Raw genomic sequence first — 15,402 nt, forward strand, 5'->3', positions numbered from 1 at the left:
GACAGGGTGACCGACGCCGCAGCGATCCGCATCAATCCGAGCATCCTCTCCGCCGATTTCGCGAACATGCAGAGCGATCTCGAACGCATCGGCACGGCGGATTTCGTCCACGTCGACGTCATGGACAACCATTTCGTCCCGAACCTCACGTTCGGCCCCCAGATGGTCGAGCGCGTTCAGGCCACCAGCCCGGTGCCGCTCGATGTCCACCTGATGATCGAGGACGTCGACCGGTGGGCGCCGGGCTACGCCGAGCTGGGCGCCGCCAGCGTCACGTTCCACCTCGAGGCCACGGCGCATCCGGTGACCCTCGCTCGTCGGCTGCGCTCGATCGGCGCGCGTGCCGGCGTGGCTGTCAAACCCGACACCCCGGTGGAGGGCCTGTTCGACGTGCTCGACGAGTTCGATCAGATCCTCGTCATGACCGTCGAGCCCGGCTTCGGCGGACAGAGCTTCCGTGCCGATCAGATGCCGAAGCTCGCGCGCCTGTCCGCCGAAGCGCGCTCGAGGGGGTCGCAGGTGTGGCTCCAGGTCGACGGCGGGATCTCGGAATCGACGATCGCGCAGGCCGCGGATGCCGGAGCCGACACCTTCGTCGCCGGCTCGGCCGTCTTCGGCGCCGACGATCCGGCGGCGGCGATCGCCGCCCTGCGATCCGGTGCGGCACGAGCACACCGTCACTGACCGGCCGCGCGGTCGGCGCTCGCGGTCGGAGGGCTCCGCCGCTCCCGGTACCCTGGGGAGGTGAAGACCTTCGACGCGCTGTTCGCCGAGCTCACCTCGATCGCCGAGGCCCGGCCCGAGGGCTCCGGCACCGTCGCGCAACTCGACCGGGGCGTCCACGCGATCGGCAAGAAGATCGTCGAGGAGGCCGCCGAGGTCTGGATGGCCGCGGAGTACCAGTCCGACACCGAGACGGCCGAGGAGATCTCGCAGCTGCTCTACCACCTGCAGGTCCTGATGATCAGCCGCGGTCTCACGCCGGCCGACGTCTACCGACATCTCTGAGCGACGCCCCCACCGCTTCGCACCGAGAAAGAGACACCCCCATGCTGCGCATCGCCGTCCCGAACAAGGGATCGCTCGCCGAGACCGCCGCCGAGATGCTCGCCGAGGCCGGGTACACCGGCCGGCGGGATTCGAAGGACCTGCACGTCATCGACCCCGCGAACGAGGTCGAATTCTTCTACCTGCGTCCGAAGGACATCGCCACGTACGTCGGCTCCGGCGCGCTCGATGTCGGCATCACCGGGCGGGACCTGCTCCTCGACGCCCGGATGCCGGGAGCCCGCGAGATCGAGGCGTTGGGCTTCGCCGGATCGACCTTCCGCTTCGCCGCGCCGACCGGCACGTTCTCGGACGTCGCCGAGCTCGAGGGCAAGCGCATCGCGACGTCGTACCCCGGTCTCGTCGACGCGTTCCTCGACGAGCGCGGGATCGCGGTGGACCTCGTCCCCCTCGACGGCGCCGTGGAGTCCGCGGTGCAGTTGGGCGTCGCCGATGCGATCGCCGACGTCGTGGAGACCGGCACGACGCTCCGACAGGCCGGGCTCGCGGTCTTCGGGCCCGAGATCCTCCGGTCCGAGGCCGTGCTGATCGCCGGGCCGTCGGACGTCGAGGGCACCGATCGGCTCCTGCGGCGCCTCCGCGGCGTGCTCGTGGCTCGGCGCTACGTGCTGCTCGACTACGACCTGCCCGCGGCCCTGGTCGACGCGGCCGTCGCCATCGCCTCGGGCATCGAGTCGCCGACCATCTCGCCGCTGCGAGACCCCGATTGGGTCGCCGTCCGCGTGATGGTGCCGCGCGCGAGCGTCAACAAGACGATGGACGACCTGTACGCCATCGGCGCCCGCGCCCTCCTGGTCACCGCGATCCACAACGCGAGGCTCTGAGGTGTCGCTGGCGCGCCGCGTCATCCCGTGTCTCGACGTGGCCGCCGGCCGCGTCGTCAAGGGCGTGAACTTCGAGAATCTCCGCGAGATGGGCGACCCGGTCGAGCTCGCCCAGCGCTACTTCGCCCAGGGTGCGGACGAACTGACCTTCCTCGATGTGACCGCGACCGTCGACGAGCGTGCGACGACCTACGACGTCGTCCGCCGGACCGCCGAGCAGGTGTTCATCCCGTTGACGGTCGGCGGGGGAGTCCGCACGGTCGACGACGTCGCGCGTCTGCTCGCCGTGGGCGCCGACAAGGTCGGCGTGAACTCCGCGGCGATCGCGCGCCCGCAGCTGATCGACGAGATCGCCGACCGCTTCGGCGCTCAGGTCCTCGTGCTCTCGCTCGATGTCAAGCGGGCACCGGGCACGCGCTCGGGCTTCGTCGTCACGACCCACGGGGGCCGTGTGGCGACCACCCTCGACGCGCTCGACTGGGCGCGCGAGGCGATCGAGCGGGGCGCCGGCGAGCTGCTGGTGAACTCGATCGACGCCGACGGCACGAAGGACGGCTTCGATCTCGAGCTCGTCCGCCTCATGCGCGAGGTCTCGAGCGTGCCGGTCATCGCCTCGGGCGGCGCGGGCGACGCGTCGCACTTCGCCCCGGCGATCGCCGCAGGCGCCGACGCCGTGCTCGCCGCATCCGTCTTCCACTCCGGGCAGCTCACGATCGGCGACGTCAAGGCCGCCCTCGTCCACGACGGAGTGGAGGTGCGCCGGTGACCCCCGACGACAGCATCGCCGAGAGCGTCGAGGAGCGCATCGCACGGGTCGCCTTCGACGCCTCCGGTCTCGTCGCCGCGATCGTGCAGCAGCACGACACGCGCGAGGTGCTCATGCTCGCGTGGATGGATGCCGAGGCGCTCCGACGCACCCTGACGAGCGGGCGCGTGACCTACTGGTCGCGTTCGCGACAGGAGTACTGGCGCAAGGGCGACACCTCGGGTCACATCCAGCTCGTGCGCGGCGCCCGTCTCGACTGCGACGGCGATGCGGTGCTCCTTCTCGTCGAACAGGTCGGCGCCGCCTGCCACACGGGGACCCGCACGTGCTTCGACTCCGACGACCTGCATCCCGAGGTCGAGGTCGCCCCGTGAGTCGGCGCGCCCGCACGTCGGCCGTCCTGGCGGCGGTCGTCGGCGGCGGTCTCGCCGTCATCGGCTCGACGCAGCCGTGGCTCGAGGCGACCCTCCGCGACGGCGCGCACGCCGTCCTTCCCGTTCCCGGCACCGACGCCCTTCCGCTCGTGACGCCGCTCGGACTCGCGGCCCTCGCGCTCGGGCTCGCCCTGTCGATCGTGGGACCCGTGCTGCGGTACGTGTTCGGCGCGATCGGGGTGCTCATCGGCGGCGCGCTGCTCGCGGAATCCGTGCGGATCGCGCTCACGACCCCGCCCCAGGCCGTCGTCACGGCCGTCGCCGACGCGACGGGACTCTCGGGCGTCTCGGCGGTGACGGCCCTCGTGGAGTCGATCGTCCCGACCGTGTGGCCCTGGCTCACCGCCGTCGGCGCGCTCCTCGTCGCCGCGGGCGGCGTGTTCACGCTCGTGACCGCCCGGTCGTGGCGGAGCACGGCCCGCCGCTACCGCACGGACCCCGCGCAGGTGGCGGGTCCGCGCGGGTCGCGCCCGCACGACTCCCACGACCCCATCGATTCGTGGGACGACCTGAGCCGCGGGTCCGATCCCACGGCGTGAGCCCCGGTAGACTGATCCCGCCCGAGAAATCCCGCGAAGGAGAACAATGAGCAACATCGGCGACCCCGGCCACGGACACTCCCCGGCCGCATGGACGGCAGTGGTGATCATGCTCCTCGCGTTCGCGCTGGGCACCCTGTTCTTCTGGCTCGACATGCCCGTGCTCGTCTGGGCGTCCGTGGGCCTGCTCGCCGTCGGCGCCATCGTCGGATGGGCGATGTCGAAGGCCGGCTACGGCGCGTACGGCGACAAGTACACCCCGAAAGCCCACTGACGTGCTGGCCGGTCTCACGGCCGGCGCCGTCGAGGATGCCGAGGCCCGTGCGGCCGATCGCCCCCTCGCCGTCGTCGAGCGCGCCGCGCTAGCGCAGCCGCCCGCCCGCGACGCCCTCGCGGCGCTCGCACCCGCAGACCGGGTGAGGATCATCGCCGAGGTCAAGCGCGCCAGCCCGTCGCGCGGCGACCTCGCAGCGATTCCCGATCCCGCCCTCCAGGCCCGCCGCTACGAAGAAGGCGGCGCCGCGGTCATCTCGGTCCTCACCGAGGGACGCAGGTTCAAGGGGAGCCTCGCGGACCTCGAGTCCGTGAGGGATGCCGTCGAGCTGCCCGTCCTGCGGAAGGATTTCATCGCCACGCCGTATCAGGTGCTCGAGGCCCGCGCGTCCGGCGCGGACCTCGTGCTGCTGATCGTCGCCGCGCTCGAGCAGCCGGTCCTCGCCCAGCTGCACGAGCTCGTGCTCGAGCTCGGGATGACGCCGCTCGTCGAGACGCACTCCCTCGAGGAGGTCCATCGGGCCGCGGACGTCGGTGCCCGGCTCGTCGGGGTGAACGCCCGGAACCTGTCCACCTTCGAGCTCGATCGCGATCTGTTCGGACGCCTCGTCGACCATCTGCCGTCCGACGCCGTCAAGATCGCCGAGTCGGCCGTGCTGACCCCGGCGGACGTCGCGCACTACCGCGCGGCGGGCGCCGACGCGGTCCTGATCGGCGAGGCGCTCGTCACGGGCGATCCCGTCGCAACACTGCACGCGTTCCTGGAGGCCGGCGCATGAGCCTGAGAGACCAGCACGGACCGTTCTTCGGCGAGTTCGGCGGGCGGTTCATGCCCGAGTCGCTCATCGCGGCGATCGACGAGCTCACCGCCGTCTACGAGACGGCGATGGCCGACCCGGCCTTCAGCGCCGAGCTGTCGCAGATCCTCGCGACGTACGCCGGACGCCCGTCGGCGCTCACCGAGGTGCCGCGCTTCGCCGCGCACGCCGGCGGCGCACGGGTCTTCCTCAAACGCGAGGATCTCAACCACACCGGGTCGCACAAGATCAACAACGTCATCGGCCAGGCGCTGCTGACGAAGCGCCTGGGCAAGACGCGCGTCATCGCCGAGACGGGCGCCGGACAGCACGGCGTCGCCACGGCCACCGCGGCGGCGCTGTTCGGATTCGACTGCACGATCTACATGGGCGAGGTCGACACCGAGCGTCAGGCGCTGAACGTCGCACGCATGCGGCTGCTCGGGGCGGAGGTCATTCCGGTGACGACCGGGTCGCGGACGCTCAAGGACGCGATCAACGAGGCGTATCGCGACTGGGTCGCCTCGGTCGAGACGACCAACTACATCTTCGGCACCGCGGCGGGGCCCCACCCCTTCCCCGCGATGGTGCGCGACTTCCAGAAGATCATCTCCGAAGAGGCGCGGGAGCAGCTCCTGGCCGAGACCGGCCGCCTTCCCGACGCGGTCGTCGCCTGCGTCGGCGGCGGGTCGAACGCGATCGGGATGTTCGACGCGTTCCTCGACGACGAATCGGTCGCGCTCTACGGCGTGGAGGCTGCCGGCGACGGCGTCGACACCGAACGCCACGCCGCCTCGATCGAGCGGGGACGTCCGGGCGTGCTCCACGGCGCCAAGACGTTCGTGCTCCAAGACGGCGACGGGCAGACCGTCGAGTCGCACTCGATCTCCGCGGGACTCGACTACCCGGGCGTCGGCCCGGAGCACGCGTGGCTCGCCTCGATCGGTCGGGCGCAGTACATCCCGGCCACCGACACCGAGGCGATGGAGGCGCTCCGCCTGCTCAGCCGCACCGAGGGCATCATCCCCGCCATCGAATCCGCGCACGCACTCGCCGGCGCCCTGCGCATCGGACAGGAGCTCGGCTCCGACGCGATCATCGCGGTGAACCTCTCGGGTCGCGGCGACAAGGACATGGACACGGCGGCGCGCTGGTTCCAGCTCTACGACGAGGGTGCGGAGCCGGTCGTCGAGCCGGAGCACGACGAGGCCGCCTCGGGTGAGGGAGTGGAGCTGTGACCGCCTCGCGCGTCGCGGCCGCCATCGACGCGGCCCACAGCGCCGGACGCGGCGCCTTCGTAGGTTACCTGCCGCTCGGCTTCCCGGACCTTCCGACGAGCATCGATGCCGCCGTCGCGCTGGCCGAGGCGGGCGCCGACGTCCTCGAGCTCGGCCCGCCCTACTCGGACCCGGTGATGGACGGCGTCGTCATCCAGGAGGCGACGCAGACCGCGCTGGCCGCGGGGTTCCGACTCGCCGACACGTTCACAGCGGTTCGCGCGATCGCGGAGCGGGTCGATGTCCCGATCCTCGTCATGACGTACTGGAACCCCGTGCTGCAGTACGGCGTCGACCGCTTCGCCGACGACCTCGTCGCCGCGGGCGGAGCGGGGCTCATCACGCCCGACATCACCCCGGACGCCGCTCCCGACTGGATCGCCGCATCCGAGCGGACCGGTCTCGATCGCGTCTTCCTCGCCGCACCGACCTCGACCGACGAGCGCCTGCGGATGATCGTCGAGAACTCGACGGGTTTCGTCTACACCGTCTCCACGATGGGCATCACCGGGGAGCGGACCGAGCTCGATGCGGCTGCACGCGCCCTCGTCACCCGGCTGCGGGATGCCGGGGCCCGCCACGCGTGCGTCGGCATCGGCATCTCTTCGCCCGAGCAGGTGGCCGGCGTCGTCGAGTACGCCGACGGGGCCATCGTCGGCACGGCCCTGGTGCGTGCGCTCCGCGACGGCGGCGTCGACGGTCTCGCCGAGGCCGCGCGCGGCCTCGCCGCGGGTGCTGCTGCCCGCGCGGTCTAGACTTTCCCGGTCGCCCCGACCACCGATACCCAGGAAGCGATCCGATGATCCACGCCGCACACACGCTCGTCGCGAGCATTCCGAGCCCATCGGTCAGCTACATCGACCTCGGTCCGATGCGCGTCCACTTCTACGCGCTGTGCATCATCGCCGGCATCATCGTCGCGACGCTCATCACGAATTACCGGCTGACCCGCCGCGGCGCCGAGCCGTGGGTCGTGATCGACATCGCCCTGCTGGCCGTCCCCCTCGCTCTCGTGGGGGCGCGCGTCTTCCACGTGCTGACCCACCCGGGCTTCTACTTCGGCGAGGGCAAGAACATCTGGGCGGTGTTCTTCATCTGGGAGGGCGGCATCGCCATCTTCGGCGCCCTCATCGGCGGCGCTGTCGGTGCGTACCTCGGATGCAAGTGGACCGGCATCCGGTTCTGGAGCTTCGCCGACGCCCTCGCGCCCGGTCTGCTTCTGGCGCAGGCGATGGGACGCTTCGGCAACTGGTTCAACCAGGAGCTCTTCGGCCTTCCCACCGATCTGCCGTGGGGGCTCGAGATCGACAGCAGCAACCCCGCGTTCCCGGCCGGCCTCGCCGCCGACACGCTGTTCCACCCCACCTTCCTGTACGAGGTGATCTGGAACGGCCTGGGCGTGCTCGTGCTCCTGTGGGTCGGCCGCAGCGCCTGGGCGCAGTGGGGGAAGCTCTTCGGCCTGTACCTCGTCTGGTACGGCGCCGGCCGCATCGTGTGGGAGTCGATCCGCATCGATCCGAGCGAGATCATCCTCGGTCTCCGCACGAACGTGTGGGCGGCCATCCTCGGCGTGCTCGTGGGCGTCGCGATCATCGTCGTGCAGTCCCGGCGTCACACCGGGGACGAGTCGTCGCCCTACCAGGCGGGTCGCGAGTGGGTGTCGCCGAGCGCGCTACAATCGCAGAGCACCGATGACTTCGTGGATCTGAGCGCACCCCCGACGCCCGAAGCTCTCACCGACGGTGCCACAACCGGCAGTGCCACAAGCACAGTCTCCGCGAAGCAGTAGTTCCCCAGGGCCGACGTCGTCCCGGTTCAGCACCAATGTGAGGACGGTCAGCATGGCCTCGAGCCCTCGACCCGTAACGCCCGGATTCGGAGCCTTCCCCGCCAAGCAGGGCATGTACAACCCGGCATTCGAGAAGGATGCCTGCGGCCTGGCGATGGTCGCCACGCTGCGTGGTGAAGCCGGCCACGACATCGTCGATCTCGCGCTGACGGCGCTCCGCAACCTCGAGCACCGCGGCGCCATCGGCTCCGACGCCGGCACGGGCGACGGCGCCGGCATCCTGACCCAGATGCCCGACGCGTTCCTGCGCGCGGTCGTCGACTTCGACCTGCCCCCCGTCGGCCAATACGCCGCGGGCATGGCCTTCCTGCCGCGCGACGCCGACGAGCGCGCCGCGCTCAAATCGGGTATCGAGCAGCTCGCCGCATCCGAAGGACTCGTCGTCCTCGGCTGGCGCGACGTGCCCACCGAGGATGACAATCTCGGCAAGCTCGCGTTCGCAGCGCGTCCGGTCTTCGAGCAGCTGTTCGTGTCGCGTCCCGCGGTCGGGGATGCGCCGGCGCTCTCGGGCATCGAGCTCGACCGCCGCGTCTACCGCCTGCGCAAGCGCGCGAAGCACGAGCAGGACGCGTACTTCGTGTCGCTCTCGAGCCGCACCCTCGGCTACAAGGGCATGGTCACGACCCTGCAGCTCGAGCCGTTCTACCCCGACCTGCAGGACGAGCGCTTCGCCACCGAGCTCGCCGTCGTGCACTCGCGCTACTCGACGAACACCTTCCCGTCGTGGCCGCTCGCGCAGCCGCTGCGGATGCTGGCCCACAACGGCGAGATCAACACCGTGAAGGGCAACCGGAACTGGATGCGTGCGCGCCAGTCGCAGCTCGAGTCCGAGCTGCTCGGCGACGTGCGCCCGCTGCTGCCGATCTGCACCGACGGCGCGAGCGACTCGGCGTCGTTCGACGAGGTCCTCGAGCTCCTCACCCTCACCGGCCGGAGCCTTCCGCACGCCGTGATGATGATGGTGCCGGAGGCCTACGAGAAGCAGGCCGACATCGATCCCGACCTGCGGGCGTTCTACGACTACCACTCGATCCAGATGGAGCCGTGGGACGGTCCGGCCGCGCTCATCTTCACCGACGGCACGCTCGTCGGCGCCACGCTCGACCGCAACGGCCTGCGCCCGGGCCGCTGGACCGAGACCACCGACGGGCTCGTCGTCATCGGCAGCGAGACCGGCGTGCTCGACTTCGCCCCCGAGCGCATCAAACGGCGCGGGCGCCTGCGTCCGGGACGCATGTTCGTCGTCGACACGGCACAGGGCCGCATCGTCGAGGACGACGAGATCAAGCGCGACCTCGCCACCCTGCACCCGTGGAAGCAGTGGCTCGACGCCGGGCGCGTCCGCCTCAAGGATCTCCCCGAGCGCGAGCACATCGTGCACCCGATCGCCTCGATCACCCGCCGTCAGCGCACATTCGGCTACACCGAGGAAGAGGTGCGCATCCTCCTGACCCCCATGGGGCAGGTCGGCGCCGAGCCGCTCGGTGCGATGGGCAGCGACACCCCGGTCGCCGTGCTGAGCGAGCGGCCACGGCTGCTGTTCGACTACTTCACGCAGCAGTTCGCGCAGGTCACCAACCCGCCGCTCGACTCGATCCGCGAGGAGGTCGTCACCTCGCTCTCGCTCGGGCTCGGTCCCGAGGCGAACCTGCTCTCGTGGGGCTCCAAGCACACGCGCACCGTGACACTCGACTTCCCGGTGATCGACAACGACGAGCTCGCGAAGATCCAGCACATCGACACCGCTCTCCCCGGGCGCTCGTCGGTCACGATCCGCGGGCTGTACCGCGTCGAGGCGGGGCACAAGGGGATGCAGAAGCGTCTCGCGCAGATGTGCGCCGAGGCCGACCAGGCGATCGAGGACGGGGCCGAGTTCCTCGTGCTCAGCGACCGCGACTCGAACAAGGACCTCGCGCCGATCCCGTCGCTGCTCATGCTCGCGGCGGTCCACCACCACCTCATCCGGCAGGAGACCCGGATGCGGGTGGGCCTGGTCGTCGAAGCGGGCGACGTGCGCGAGGTCCACCACGTCGCGACCCTCCTCGGGTACGGTGCGTCGGCGGTCAACCCGTACCTCGCGATGGAGACGGTCGAGTACCTCGTGCGCGCCGGATACATCACCGGCGTCGCTCCCGAGAAGGCCGTTCGGAACCTGATCTACGCGCTCGGCAAGGGCGTGCTGAAGATCATGTCGAAGATGGGCATCTCCACGGTGTCGTCCTACGCCGGCGCGCAGGTCTTCGAGGCCGTCGGCCTGTCGCAGGAGTTCGTCACGAACTACTTCACCGGCACCGAGACGAAGCTCGGCGGCATCGGGATCGAGGTCATCGCGGCCGAGAACGCGGCCCGTCACGCCTACGCGTACCCGGAGGACGCCGCTGTGCGCGCGCACGAGCGGCTCTGGACCGGCGGCGAGTACCAGTGGCGTCGAGACGGCGCACCGCACCTCTTCAACCCCGAGACGGTGTTCCGCCTGCAGCACGCGACGCGCACGCGTCGCTACGACATCTTCCGCGAGTACACGAAGCTCGTCGACGACCAGGCCAGCGAGCTGAAGACGCTCCGCGGAATGTTCCGCCTGCGCACCGGCACGCGGCCGGCGGTGCCGATCGACGAGGTCGAGTCGGTCGCGTCGATCGTCAAGCGCTTCTCCACGGGAGCGATGAGCTACGGCTCGATCTCGCAGGAGGCGCACGAGACCCTCGCGATCGCGATGAACCGCCTCGGTGCGAAGTCGAACACGGGCGAGGGCGGCGAGGACGTCGACCGCCTGCTCGACCCCGAACGCCGCAGCGCCATCAAGCAGGTGGCGTCGGGCCGGTTCGGTGTGACGAGCATGTACCTGACCCACGCCGAGGACATCCAGATCAAGCTCGCGCAGGGCGCCAAGCCGGGCGAGGGCGGCCAGCTGCCCCCGGGCAAGGTGTACCCGTGGATCGCCCGCACCCGCGGCGGCACCCCGGGCGTCGGGCTCATCTCGCCGCCGCCGCACCACGACATCTACTCGATCGAGGATCTGAAGCAGCTGATCTTCGATCTGAAGCGCGCGAACCCGTCGGCGCGCGTCCACGTGAAGCTCGTCAGCCAGTCGGGCATCGGGGCGGTCGCCGCCGGCACGGCCAAGGCTCTCGCCGACGTGATCCTCGTGTCGGGTCACGACGGCGGAACGGGCGCGAGCCCGTTGAACTCGCTCAAGCACGCGGGGACGCCGTGGGAGCTCGGTCTCGCCGAGACGCAGCAGACCCTGATGCTCAACGACATGCGCGACCGCGTCGTCGTGCAGGCCGACGGTCAGCTGAAGACCGGTCGCGATGTCGTCATCGCGGCGCTCCTGGGCGCCGAGGAGTTCGGCTTCGCCACGACCGCACTCGTCGTCGAGGGCTGCATCATGATGCGGGTCTGCCACCTCGACACCTGCCCCGTGGGTGTCGCGACCCAGAACCCGGTGCTGCGCCAGCGCTTCACGGGCAAGCCCGAGTTCGTCGTCAACTTCATGGAGTTCGTCGCGCAGGAGGTGCGCGAGTACCTCGCCGAGCTCGGCTTCCGCTCGCTCGACGAGGCGATCGGCCGGAACGACGTGCTCGATGTCGACGGCGCGATCGAGCATTGGAAGGCCCGCGGCCTCGACCTCGCGCCGATCCTCACCGGACCGGCCTTCGCCGAGGACGCCGCGCGCCGCCACCTGCGCGATCAGGATCACGAGCTGGACGAGCACTTCGACGTGCAGCTCATCGAGCGCGCCCAGGACGTCGTCGCGCACGGCGGCAGCATCCGCATCGACCTGCCGATCCGCAACACCGAACGCGCCGTCGGCACGATGCTCGGGAACCGCGTCACGCTCGCGCACGGGGAGAACGGCCTGCCGACGGACTCGATCGTCGTGTCGCTGACCGGTTCGGCCGGGCAGTCCTTCGGCGCCTTCCTGCCGTCGGGGATCACGCTCCGGCTCGAGGGCGACTCGAACGACTACGTCGGCAAGGGGCTCTCCGGTGGTCAGATCGTCGTGCGGCCGCCGCGCGGCGCCGTCTTCGACGCCTCGCAGAACGTCATCGCGGGCAATGTCATCGGCTACGGCGCCACGCAGGGGACCATGTTCCTGCGGGGTGTCGTGGGGGAGCGATTCCTCGTCCGGAACTCCGGCGCGACAGCGGTCGTCGAGGGTGTCGGCGACCACGCCCTGGAGTACATGACGGGCGGACTCGCGGTCATCCTCGGCGAGACCGGCCGCAACCTCGGCGCCGGCATGTCCGGCGGAAACGCCTACGTCTACCGGCTCGACCGGGCGAACGTGAACCGCGAAGCGATCGCCAGCGGCGAGCTCGAGCTCGCCGAGATGGGGTCGGGCGACGTCGAGATGCTGCGCGACCTTCTCGAGCGGCACGTCGCCGAGACCGACTCCGAGCTCGCCGCCCGGCTGCTCGAGAACTTCGAGGACGAGGCGCAGAACTTCGTCCGTGTGGTGCCGCGGGATTACGCCGCGGTGCTCGAAACCCGTCAGACGGCGGCCGCCGAGGGGCTCGACCCCGACGGCGACGTCGTGTGGAACCGCATCCTGGAGGTGACAGGTGGCTGACCCGAAGGGCTTCCTGAAGACGACCGAGCGCGAGCTGCCCCAGCGGCGCCCGGTCCCCGTGCGCATCATGGACTGGCGCGAGGTGTACGAGCCCGGCGATTCCGCCGTGCTGCGCCGTCAGGCCGGACGCTGCATGGACTGCGGCGTGCCGTTCTGCCACCAGGGCTGCCCGCTCGGCAACCTCATCCCGGAGTGGAACGACCTGATGTGGCGCGGCGAAGGCCGCTCGGCCATCGAGCGGCTCCACGCGACCAACAACTTCCCGGAGTTCACCGGACGGCTCTGCCCGGCGCCCTGCGAGAGCTCGTGCGTGCTCGGCATCAACCAGCCGCCGGTGACGATCAAGCAGATCGAGGTGTCGACGATCGACGACGCCTTCGCGAACGGCTGGGTCGAGGCGGAGCCCCCGGGGCGCCTGACCGGCAAGACGGTCGCGGTCGTCGGCTCGGGACCGGCCGGCCTCGCCGCCGCGCAGCAGCTCACGCGCGCCGGCCACACCGTCGCGGTGTACGAGCGCGACGACCGCATCGGCGGACTGCTGCGCTACGGCATCCCCGACTTCAAGATGGAGAAGCGTCACATCGAGGCGCGGCTCCGTCAGATGCAGGACGAGGGCACGCGGTTCCGCGCCGGCGTCGAGATCGGCAAGGACATCACGTGGGACGCGCTGCGGGCGCGTTACGACGCGGTCGTCGTCGCGACCGGTGCGACGCTGCCGCGCGACCTCGCGATCCCCGGTCGCGACCACGCGGGCGTGCACTTCGCGATGGAGTACCTCGTCGAGTCGAACAAGGCCGTCGCCGGCGACCAGGTGTCGAACCAGATCCACGCCGAGGGCAAGCACGTCGTCGTGATCGGCGGCGGTGACACGGGAGCGGACTGCATCGGTACCGCCCACCGCCAGGGCGCGCTGAGCGTGACGAACCTCGCGATCGGCCAGCAGCCGCCGTCGGATCGTCCCGACCACCAGCCGTGGCCGATGATGCCGACCGTGTTCGAAGTGGCGTCGGCCCACGAAGAGGGCGGGGAGCGCAGCTATCTCGCGTCGACCGTCGAGTTCCTGGCCAACGACGCCGGCGAAGTGCGTGCGCTGCGCGTGGCCGAGACCGAGTTCGTGGACGGTCGTCGCGTGCCCAAGAGCGGCACCGAGCGCGAGATCCCGGCCGATCTCGTCCTCATCGCCATGGGCTTCACCGGACCCGAGCGCACGGACCTCGAGCACCAGCTCGGTGCCGTCTTCAGCGACCGTGGTCAGATCGAGCGCGCCGGCGACTACCAGACGACCGCACCCGGCGTGTTCGTCGCCGGGGACGCCGGACGCGGTCAGTCGCTCATCGTGTGGGCCATCGCCGAGGGGCGCGCCGCGGCATCCGCCGTCGACCGCTTCCTGATGGGGGACACCGACCTCCCCGCGCCGGTGCGCCCGACCGACGTCGCGATCGGACTCCAGCGGGCATAGGCTGGACCCATCCCCTCTCGACCCGACAACACCGGAGATTCAGTGAGACGCGCCAAGATCGTCGCCACCCTGGGACCGGCCACAGCCAGCTATGAGATGGTGCGAGCCATCATCGACGCCGGCGTGGACGTGACCCGCTTCAACCTCAGCCACGGAGACTATTCGGAGCACGAGGTCCGCTGGGCCAACGTCCGCAAGGCCGCCGACGACGCCGGTCGCCCCGTCGCGATCCTCGTCGACCTGCAGGGCCCCAAGATCCGCCTCGGCAAGTTCGAGAACGGCCCGCACCACCTCGCCGTGGGCGACATCTTCAAGATCACGACCGATGACATCCTCGGCACCAAGGAGATCGTCTCCACGACCTTCAAGGGACTGCCGGGCGACGTGAAGGCGGGCGACTTCCTGCTGATCGACGACGGCAAGGTGCGGGTCGAGGTCGTGTCGGTCGAGGGGTCGGTCGTCACCACCAAGGTGATCGTCGCGGGCCCGGTGTCGAACAACAAGGGGATCAACCTTCCCGGTGTCGCGGTGAGCGTGCCGGCCCTGTCCGACAAGGACGAGTCCGACCTGCGCTGGGGCCTCCAGCAGGGCGCGGACATCATCGCGCTGTCGTTCGTGCGCGACGCAGCCGACATCACCCGCGTGCACGAGATCATGGCGGAGGAGGGCCGCAAGGTCCCCGTCATCGCGAAGATCGAGAAGCCGCAGGCTGTCGACAACCTCGAGGAGATCATCGACGCCTTCGACGGGATCATGGTCGCCCGTGGCGACCTCGGGGTCGAGCTGCCCCTCGAGGCCGTGCCGATCGTGCAGAAGCGCGCGGTCGCGCTCTGCCGCCGGATGGCCAAGCCCGTCATCGTCGCGACGCAGATGCTCGAGTCGATGATCGAGAACCCGGTGCCGACCCGCGCCGAGACGAGCGACGTCGCCAACGCCGTCCTCGACGGTGCCGACGCCGTGATGCTCTCGGGCGAGACGAGCGTGGGCAAGTACCCCGTCGTCGTCGTCGAGACCATGGCGCGGATCGTCGATTCGACCGAGACGCACGGCCTCGAGCGCATCGCGCCGCTGACGGCCAAGCCCCGCACGCAGGGTGGTGCGATCACGCTCGCCGCGATGGAGGTCGCCCAGTTCATCGAGGCGAAATTCCTCTGCATGTTCACCGAGTCGGGCGACACGGCCCGCCGGATGTCGCGTCTGCGGCCCGCGATCCCCATGATCGCGTTCGCCACCGACCCGGCGATCCGCCGTCGCATGGCGCTCACGTGGGGCATCCGCTCGAGCCTCGTCGAGGAGGTCGCGCACACCGACCTGATGTACCACCAGGTGGACGACTACTTCCTCTCGAACGGGCTCGCCGAAGTCGGCGACAAGGTGGTCGTGATCTCGGGGTCCCCTCCCGGAATCGAGGGCGCGACCAACGACATCCGCATCCACAAGATCGGTGACGCCGTGAACGGCCGCGCTCCGATCTACCAGGCGGCGCAGTAGTCTCCGGTCCTCACGCGCACAGCGGGCGGGTGTCTCATCTCGAGACGCCCGC

At 70.3% G+C, this 15,402-nt stretch carries 14 protein-coding genes; all 14 read left to right on the plus strand.

Annotated elements, in window-relative coordinates; all coding sequences use genetic code 11:
* Positions 1–6: 6 nt before the first annotated feature.
* The 14 genes from rpe to pyk are packed head-to-tail and all read left to right on the plus strand — an operon-like array spanning position 7 to position 15,350.
* Positions 7–684 carry a ribulose-phosphate 3-epimerase gene (rpe, locus tag F6B42_RS06885; RefSeq protein ID WP_223878394.1) on the plus strand — a complete coding sequence of 226 codons (678 nt, stop codon included), beginning with the start codon at positions 7–9 and terminating at the stop codon, positions 682–684.
* A gap of 60 nt (positions 685–744) precedes the next feature.
* Positions 745–1,008 carry a phosphoribosyl-ATP diphosphatase gene (locus F6B42_RS06890; protein WP_150418895.1) on the plus strand — a complete coding sequence of 88 codons (264 nt, stop codon included), beginning with the start codon at positions 745–747 and terminating at the stop codon, positions 1,006–1,008.
* 41 nt (positions 1,009–1,049) lie between these two features.
* Positions 1,050–1,892, plus strand: coding sequence for an ATP phosphoribosyltransferase (gene hisG, locus F6B42_RS06895; protein WP_150418896.1), 843 nt, complete (start codon positions 1,050–1,052; stop codon positions 1,890–1,892).
* Position 1,893: 1 nt separating this feature from the next.
* Positions 1,894–2,658, plus strand: coding sequence for an imidazole glycerol phosphate synthase subunit HisF (hisF, locus tag F6B42_RS06900; RefSeq protein WP_150418897.1), 765 nt, complete (start codon positions 1,894–1,896; stop codon positions 2,656–2,658).
* Between the two features lie 14 nt (positions 2,659–2,672).
* Positions 2,673–3,032, plus strand: a complete 360-nt coding sequence (gene hisI, locus F6B42_RS06905; RefSeq protein ID WP_150419548.1) for a phosphoribosyl-AMP cyclohydrolase — start codon at positions 2,673–2,675, stop codon at positions 3,030–3,032.
* Positions 3,029–3,631: a Trp biosynthesis-associated membrane protein gene (locus F6B42_RS06910; protein ID WP_150418898.1), complete on the plus strand. Its 603-nt coding sequence runs from the start codon at positions 3,029–3,031 to the stop codon at positions 3,629–3,631. Before hisI ends, F6B42_RS06910 begins: the two co-directional genes overlap by 4 nt.
* A 46-nt stretch (positions 3,632–3,677) precedes the next feature.
* The gene (locus tag F6B42_RS06915) at positions 3,678–3,905 is read left to right on the plus strand and encodes a DUF6704 family protein (RefSeq protein WP_150418899.1); all 228 of its coding nucleotides are present in this window, start codon (positions 3,678–3,680) and stop codon (positions 3,903–3,905) included.
* Between the two features lies 1 nt (position 3,906).
* On the plus strand, positions 3,907–4,683 hold the full coding sequence (gene trpC, locus F6B42_RS06920; RefSeq protein ID WP_150418900.1) for an indole-3-glycerol phosphate synthase TrpC: 777 nt from the start codon (positions 3,907–3,909) through the stop codon (positions 4,681–4,683).
* Positions 4,680–5,939 (plus strand): tryptophan synthase subunit beta, encoded by a 1,260-nt coding sequence (gene trpB / locus F6B42_RS06925; protein ID WP_150418901.1) that lies wholly within the window; start codon positions 4,680–4,682, stop codon positions 5,937–5,939. The genes trpC and trpB overlap by 4 nt, the downstream gene beginning before the upstream one ends.
* Positions 5,936–6,733, plus strand: coding sequence for a tryptophan synthase subunit alpha (gene trpA, locus F6B42_RS06930; protein WP_150418902.1), 798 nt, complete (start codon positions 5,936–5,938; stop codon positions 6,731–6,733). The genes trpB and trpA overlap by 4 nt, the downstream gene beginning before the upstream one ends.
* 44 nt (positions 6,734–6,777) lie before the next feature.
* A complete protein-coding gene (gene lgt, locus F6B42_RS06935) occupies positions 6,778–7,767 on the plus strand; it encodes a prolipoprotein diacylglyceryl transferase (RefSeq protein ID WP_150418903.1) in 990 nt (329 codons plus the stop codon).
* 52 nt (positions 7,768–7,819) lie between these two features.
* The gene (gene gltB / locus F6B42_RS06940) at positions 7,820–12,400 is read left to right on the plus strand and encodes a glutamate synthase large subunit (RefSeq protein WP_150418904.1); all 4,581 of its coding nucleotides are present in this window, start codon (positions 7,820–7,822) and stop codon (positions 12,398–12,400) included.
* The gene (locus tag F6B42_RS06945) at positions 12,393–13,859 is read left to right on the plus strand and encodes a glutamate synthase subunit beta (RefSeq protein WP_150418905.1); all 1,467 of its coding nucleotides are present in this window, start codon (positions 12,393–12,395) and stop codon (positions 13,857–13,859) included. Before gltB ends, F6B42_RS06945 begins: the two co-directional genes overlap by 8 nt.
* 42 nt (positions 13,860–13,901) lie before the next feature.
* A complete protein-coding gene (pyk, locus tag F6B42_RS06950; protein WP_150418906.1) occupies positions 13,902–15,350 on the plus strand; it encodes a pyruvate kinase in 1,449 nt (482 codons plus the stop codon).
* Positions 15,351–15,402: the final 52 nt, after the last annotated feature.

Origin of the sequence: Microbacterium radiodurans (genome assembly GCF_008710705.1) — a bacterium.
Lineage (GTDB): Bacteria > Actinomycetota > Actinomycetes > Actinomycetales > Microbacteriaceae > Microbacterium > Microbacterium radiodurans.

Excerpts from the sequence above, each read along its gene's own strand:
- hisG (WP_150418896.1), top strand. The coding sequence starts at position 1,050 with ATGCTGCGCATCGCCGTCCCGAACAAGGGATCGCTCGCCGAGACCGCC.
- F6B42_RS06915 (WP_150418899.1), top strand. The coding sequence starts at position 3,678 with ATGAGCAACATCGGCGACCCCGGCCACGGACACTCCCCGGCCGCATGG.
- trpB (WP_150418901.1), top strand. The coding sequence starts at position 4,680 with ATGAGCCTGAGAGACCAGCACGGACCGTTCTTCGGCGAGTTCGGCGGG.
- lgt (WP_150418903.1), top strand. The coding sequence starts at position 6,778 with ATGATCCACGCCGCACACACGCTCGTCGCGAGCATTCCGAGCCCATCG.
- gltB (WP_150418904.1), top strand. The coding sequence starts at position 7,820 with ATGGCCTCGAGCCCTCGACCCGTAACGCCCGGATTCGGAGCCTTCCCC.